Origin of the sequence: Pseudomonas sp. R62, from assembly GCF_000257605.1 — a bacterium.
In the GTDB taxonomy this organism is placed as follows: domain Bacteria; phylum Pseudomonadota; class Gammaproteobacteria; order Pseudomonadales; family Pseudomonadaceae; genus Aquipseudomonas; species Aquipseudomonas atacamensis.
Map to the genome: position 1 here is coordinate 1,491,024 of NZ_JH635999.1, position 7,006 is coordinate 1,498,029.

At 61.4% G+C, this 7,006-nt stretch carries 4 protein-coding genes; all 4 read left to right on the forward strand.

The window, feature by feature from the left end; genetic code table 11:
• Window positions 1-98 precede the first annotated feature (98 nt).
• Window positions 99-1,115 (forward strand): NADP-dependent oxidoreductase, encoded by a 1,017-nt coding sequence (locus tag OQK_RS24790; protein WP_016774801.1) that lies wholly within the window; start codon window positions 99-101, stop codon window positions 1,113-1,115.
• Window positions 1,116-1,478: 363 nt separating this feature from the next.
• The gene (locus OQK_RS24795) at window positions 1,479-3,884 is read left to right on the forward strand and encodes a glucose/quinate/shikimate family membrane-bound PQQ-dependent dehydrogenase (RefSeq protein ID WP_016774802.1); all 2,406 of its coding nucleotides are present in this window, start codon (window positions 1,479-1,481) and stop codon (window positions 3,882-3,884) included.
• Between the two features lie 97 nt (window positions 3,885-3,981).
• A complete protein-coding gene (locus tag OQK_RS24800; RefSeq protein WP_016774803.1) occupies window positions 3,982-5,280 on the forward strand; it encodes a carbohydrate porin in 1,299 nt (432 codons plus the stop codon).
• A gap of 300 nt (window positions 5,281-5,580) precedes the next feature.
• On the forward strand, window positions 5,581-7,006 hold a 1,426-nt coding region (gene proP, locus OQK_RS24805), incomplete at its 3' end, for a glycine betaine/L-proline transporter ProP (RefSeq protein WP_016774804.1).

Below are 7,006 nucleotides of genomic sequence, written 5' to 3' on the forward strand. Positions count from 1 at the left end.
TCGCCAGTCGGCGGTGGCGCAGCGTTATCTGACTCAGGCCTGAGCCCTTCCGGACCCGCTGCAAACGCGGCGGGTTCCTACCGACAAGAGCATCCGTAATGAAGGCATTTTTCATCGAGCGCTACGGCAAGCAGAACGGCCTGATTGGCGACCTACCCGAACCGCTGGTTGGCGCGCACGACGTGCTGATCGAAGTGCGCGCCAGCAGCGTCAACCCGCTGGATCTGAAGATTCGCAGCGGCGAATTCAAGATGATCCTGCCCTATCAAATGCCTTTGATATTGGGCAACGATGTCGCCGGTGTGGTGCTCAGCACCGGTGCGGCGGTCAAGCGTTTCAAGCCGGGCGATGAGGTTTATGCGCGTGCGCCTGAAAACAGGATTGGCACGTTTGCCGAACGCATCGCTGTCGACGAACAAGCGATCGCGTTGAAACCCGCCAATCTCGCCATGACCGAGGCGGCTTGCATGCCGCTGGTGGCGTTGACGGCGTGGCAGGCCCTGGTCGAAGTCGCCAACGTGCAAAAAGGCCAGAAAGTGCTGATTCACGCCGGCTCCGGTGGCGTTGGCACGGTCGCCATTCAACTGGCCAAACACCTCGGTGCTTTTGTTGCGACTACGACCAGCACGGCGAATGTCGATTGGGTCAAGGCGCTGGGCGCTGATGTGGTGATCGATTACAAGCAGCAGGATTTCGCCAGCGAACTGCACGACTACGACGTGGTGCTCAACAGCCTCGGCGGCGATGTGTTGGAGAAATCGTTAAAGGTGTTGAAACCGGGCGGGCAGCTGATTTCCCTGTCAGGGCCGCCGACTGCGCAGTTCGCTCAGGAGCAGGGTTTGTCCTGGCTGCTGGGGCTGGTCATGCGTCTGCTCAGCAGTGGCATTCGGCGCAAGGCGCGCAAGCGTGGGGTGGGTTATTCGTTTCTGTTCATGCGCGCCGATGGCGCTCAGTTGCAAAAAATCACTGCATTGATTGAGGCAGGAGTGATCAAACCGGTGGTTGATCGCACTTTTCCGTTCGATCAGATAGCTGACGCGTTGCACTACGTTGAACAAGGTCGGGCCAAGGGCAAGGTTGCCATCGCGGCCAACCTCAAAAGCCCCTCACCCTAGCCCTCTCCCGGAGGGAGAAGGAACTGACCGAGTTGTTTGATCGAGTGATTCCAACCTGCAATACCGAGGTGAACACAAGTTCTGAAAAGCCACCAATCGGCTCCCTCTCCCCGGGGAGAGGGCTGGGCGGGCGGCGTTCCGATGAGGGGTGAATTCAGCGCGGTGTTTGTAGATGTGCATTGCAACTGCACGCCCGACTCGCCATCCCCGCTGAAACGTCGAGAAACCCCTCTCAACTTGCATTTTGCCCATCCTGCACCACGCTTGATTCACAGAAGTGCACGTTTTCCTGGCAAAACTGCGGTTAACTGAATGGTTAGTTACCGTTATAATCCCGCGCTTCATTCAAACGGGACTTTCAATGTGAACCACAGTCAACGCGTCTCAGGCGTTTCAACGTTCATTCTGGTCGGCCTTGGCGTGATCATCGCCCTGCTCGGTCTGGCGCTCGCGGTCGGCGGTGTGAAGCTGGTCAGCCTGGGCGGTTCCTGGTACTTCCTGGTCGGCGGTCTGGCGATGACCGTTTCCGGTGTGCTGATCGCACTGAAGAAAACTGCAGGCGCCTGGCTGTTCGGCGCATTTCTCGTGGCCACCGCGATCTGGGCCGTGGCTGACGCCGGGCTGGTGTTCTGGCCGGTGTTCTCGCGGCTGTTCATGTTCAGCGCCATCGGTATGGTCGTCGCTCTGGTCTACCCGCTGCTGGCGCGCGCCAATGGCCGCGTGGCCGGTCGTGGCGCGTATGCCGTGGCCGCTGTGCTCGCGGTCGGTGTCGCGGTTGCTGCCGGCAACATGTTCGTTGCTCACCCAACCGTTGCCGCCACTGGCACTGGCCCGGGCCTGACTCCGGTCGAGCCGGCCAAGGCGCAGAAAGACTGGGCGCACTACGGCAACACCGAAGGTGGCAGCCGCTTCGCCGCGCTCGATCAGATCAACCGCAACAACGTCGACAAATTGAAAGTCGCGTGGACCTACCACACCGGGGACGTCGCCGAGAGCGATGGCAACGGCGCCGAAGACCAGCTCACCCCGCTGCAGGTCGGCAACAAAGTCTTCATCTGCACCCCGCACAACAACCTGATCGCGCTGGACGCCGACACCGGCAAGGAAATCTGGAAAAACCAGATCAACGCCCAGTCGAAAGTCTGGCAGCGCTGCCGTGGCATGGCCTATTTCGATGCCACCGTTACCATCGCTCAGCCGAGCAACTCTTCGATCATCGAAGCCAAACCCGAGCCGGCCGCCAACTGCCAGCGTCGTCTGCTGACCAACACCATCGATGCCCGCCTGATCGCGGTCGATGCCGACACCGGCGAGTTCTGCCAGGGTTTCGGCAACAACGGCCAGGTCGATCTGAAGGCCGGCCTGGGTGATGTTCCGGACAGCTACTATCAGTTGTCGTCCGCGCCATTGATGGCTGGCACCACCGTGGTGGTTGGCGGTCGTGTTGCCGACAACGTGCAAAGCGACATGCCAGGCGGTGTGATCCGTGGTTTTGACGTGATCACCGGCACCATGCGCTGGGCGTTCGACCCGGGCAACCCGCAGGATCGCAACGCGCCAGCCGACGGCAAAACCTACGTGCGCAGCACGCCGAACAGCTGGGCGCCGATGTCCTACGACGCGGCGACCAACACCGTATTCCTGCCGATGGGCAGCTCGTCCACCGACATCTATGGTGTCGAGCGCAGCGAACTGGACCACAAGTACGGCGCCTCGATCCTCGCGCTGGACGCCAGCACCGGTGAAGAACGCTGGGTGTTCCAGACCGTGCACAACGATCTGTGGGACTTCGACCTGCCGATGCAGCCCAGCCTGATCGACTTCGACAAGGACGGTCAAAGCGTTCCGGCGCTGGTCATCGGTACCAAGGCCGGGCAGATCTATGTGCTCGACCGCGCCACCGGCAAGCCGCTGACGGAAGTCAAGGAAGTACCGGTGAAAGCCGCGAACATCCCTAACGAGCCGTACTCGCCGACTCAGCCGAAATCCGTGGGCATGCCGCAGATCGGCGCGCAGCACCTGACCGAATCGGACATGTGGGGCGCCACGCCGTACGACCAGCTGCTCTGCCGCATCGACTTCAAGAGCATGCGCTACGACGGCCTATACACCGCGCCGGGTACCGACAAATCGCTGAGCTTCCCGGGTTCGCTGGGCGGCATGAACTGGGGCAGCATTTCCACTGACCCGGTGCACGGTTTCATCTTCGTCAACGACATGCGCCTGGGTCTGTGGATCCAGATGATCCCGTCGCAGAACAAAGGCCAGGCCGCTGGCGGTGGCGAAGCGCTGAACACCGGCATGGGCGCTGTGCCGCTCAAAGGCACGCCGTACGCGGTGAACAAGAACCGCTTCCTGTCGGTGGCCGGCATTCCGTGCCAGGCGCCGCCGTTCGGCACTTTGACCGCGATCGACATGAAGACCCAGAAAGTCGCATGGCAGGTTCCGGTCGGCACCGTTGAAGACACCGGTCCCCTGGGCATCCGCATGCACTTGCCGATCAAGATCGGTCTGCCAACCCTCGGCGGCACCCTGTCGACCCAGGGCGGCCTGATCTTCATTGCCGGCACCCAGGACTTCTACCTGCGCGCCTTCAACAGCGGCAACGGCGAAGAAGTCTGGAAAGCCCGTCTGCCGGTCGGCAGCCAGGGCGGCCCGATGACCTACGTTTCGCCGAAGACCGGCAAGCAGTACATCGTCGTCACCGCTGGCGGCGCACGCCAGTCGACCGATCGTGGTGATTACGTGATGGCTTACGCCCTGCCGTAACTCATTGCCGCACCACCAACCTCCTCCAAGCGCGCGGTGCCCCAAAGCACCGCGTCGCCGTTTTATTGCGTTAAAGATTTCAGCAGGAAGGATTCACATGTCATCGGCTGTTCGCTTTTCTCGTACCACGCTTTCCACTGGCCTGTTGCTGGGCCTGAGCTGCACCACAGCCCTCCCCGCGCTGGCCGCCAGCGATTCCGATCTGCTGACCCGCAGCACCTTGACCGGTGACTGGGGCGGCTTGCGTCATCAACTCGATGAAGACGGCGTCAAGTTCACTGGCGATTACAGCGGCGAAACTGCTTACAACGCCGACGGCGGCCTGCACCGCTCGGCGCGCTACTCGCAGAACATCAAACTCGGCGTGCAGTTTGATCTGAGCAAACTCTACGGCGTCGACAACGCCGGCAAAGTGCAACTGACCATCAACGACCGGCGCGGCAACAGCGCATCGGAAGATCTGGTCGGCAACCGCCTGCCGATTCAGGAAAACTACGGCGGCCTGTACACGCGCCTGACTGAACTGAGTTACGAGCGCAGCCTGTTCACCCCGGCGCTGAACGTGAAGCTCGGCTACATGGCCATGGGTAACGACCTCGGCGGCCTCGACAGCGGCATTCTGTGCAACTTCATGAACGCCGGTTTCTGCGGTCACCCGCTGAACATGTCCGGCGGCAGCGGCTGGACCAACTACCCCAACGCGCGTCTGGGCGTGCGGGTCAAATACGACCTGTCGCCGTCCTGGCAGTTGCGTGTGGCGGCGTTTAACGTCGATCCAGAAAGCAACGGCAATTCCAGCCGCGCCTGGCATCTGGGGCCGAAGCACACCACCGGCACCGTCGTGCCGATCGAGCTGGTGTACAAGCACGCCGGCGAGCTGCCCGGCGAGTACAAGCTCGGCTATTACTACGACAGCTCCGACGTCAAACGCATTGGCAGCGACGACGAGGTGTCCGGGCGTGGCGGGCATTATTTGCTGATCGATCAGGCCGTATGGCGTTCGCCGACCTCCGAGGGCCGCAGCCTGCATGCGTTCGGTCAATACTCGGCGGCCAGCGAAGCCGCCTCGCCGTTCAGCAAGTGGTACGGCACCGGCGTGGTTTTGTACAAACCGTTCGAAGGCCGCCCGCGTGACACCCTGGCGCTGGGCTACGGCCGCGCCGTGCCAAACCCGCGCAGCCGCGATGTGCAGCAGGATGCCGCGCTGGCCAATGGTGCTGCGTTCCCGAACCTCGATAGCGCCGAGCAGTTGATCGAGTTGGGTTACGGCTACCAGGCCACCCCATGGCTGACCCTGCGCCCGAACCTGCAATACATCATCGAACCGGGGGCGTTTTCCGGGCAGGACATCGATAATGCGCTGGTGGTGGGTTTGCAGGTGAAGGCTGCACTTTAAGCCTTGTAATGGATGTCATGCCGTCATCGCTGGCAAGCCAGCTCCCACAGAATTTGACGGCGGACACAAAATCCCGGCAACACCCAAAACCCTTGTGGGAGCTGGCTTGCCAGCGATAGCGGTGGGTCAGGCAATACAGCTCCAACAAGGCTCGGAGTTGCACCTCCCCCACCTGTCGAAATTAATTGCAGCCCATCGGTGAATTATTTCGTGTCCGCATGTATCTGAGCCAGAAGAGCCGGCGCCATCATGGAGATGGCATCGCAGCGGTAATCTGGATCAGCGAGCGGGAACAGCGCAATGAAATCACGCAAGAACACCGTCAAACCGATCGGTTTGAAAGACATCACCATTGTCGACGACGCCAAGATGCGCAAGGCGATCACCGCCGCCGCGCTGGGCAACGCCATGGAATGGTTCGACTTTGGCGTCTACGGCTTTGTCGCCTATGTGCTCGGCAAGGTCTTCTTCCCCGGCGCCGATCCCGGCGTGCAAATGATCGCCGCGCTGGCGACCTTCTCCGTGCCCTTCCTCATCCGTCCGCTTGGCGGTTTGTTCTTCGGTGCCCTGGGCGACAAGTACGGACGGCAGAAAGTCCTCGCCGCGACCATCGTCATCATGTCCCTGAGCACCTTCGCCATCGGCCTGATTCCGTCCTATGCCTCGATCGGCATCTGGGCGCCGATCCTGCTGTTGCTGGCGAAAATGGCCCAAGGTTTCTCGGTCGGTGGCGAATACACCGGCGCCTCGATCTTCGTCGCTGAATACGCGCCCGACCGTAAGCGCGGCTTCCTCGGCAGTTGGCTGGATTTCGGCTCGATCGCCGGTTTCGTCTTCGGCGCGGGCGTGGTGGTGCTGATCTCGACGATTCTTGGTGAACAGCGCTTCGAAGAATGGGGCTGGCGGATTCCGTTCTTCCTCGCCCTGCCGCTGGGCATGATCGGCCTGTATCTGCGCCACGCCCTCGAAGAAACACCGGCGTTCCAGCAGCACGTGGAAAAACTCGAACAAGGCGACCGCGAAGGCCTCGCCGGTGGCCCGAAGGTGTCGTTCAAGGAAGTCGCAACCAAACACTGGCGCAGCCTGATGACCTGCATCGGCGTAGTGGCGGCGACCAACGTCACCTATTACATGCTGCTCACCTACATGCCGAGTTACCTGACGCACAACCTGCACTACAGCGAAAACCACGGTGTGCTGATCATCATCGCGATCATGGTCGGCATGCTCTTCGTGCAGCCGCTGATCGGTTTCATCAGCGACAAGATCGGCCGCAAACCCTTCATCGTCGTCGGCAGCATTGGCCTGTTCATCTTCGCCATTCCGGCATTCATGCTGATCAACAGTGGCAGCATCGGCCTGATCTTCTCCGGCCTGCTGATCCTCGCGGTGCTGCTCAACTTCTTCATCGGCGTGATGGCCTCGACCCTGCCGGCGATGTTCCCCACGCACATCCGCTACAGCGCGCTGGCCAGTGCCTTCAACGTCTCGGTGCTGATCGCCGGTCTGACCCCGACTGCCGTGGCCTGGCTGGTGGAAAGCACCAACGATCTGTACATGCCTGCGTATTACCTGATGGTCATCGCCGTGGTCGGTCTGGTCACTGGCGTGACCATGAAGGAAACCGCCAACAAGCCCCTGCGCGGCGCGGCCCCGGCGGCTTCCGACCTCGAAGAGGCCAAGGAGTTGTTGCAAGAACACCACGACAACATCGAGCAGAAAATCG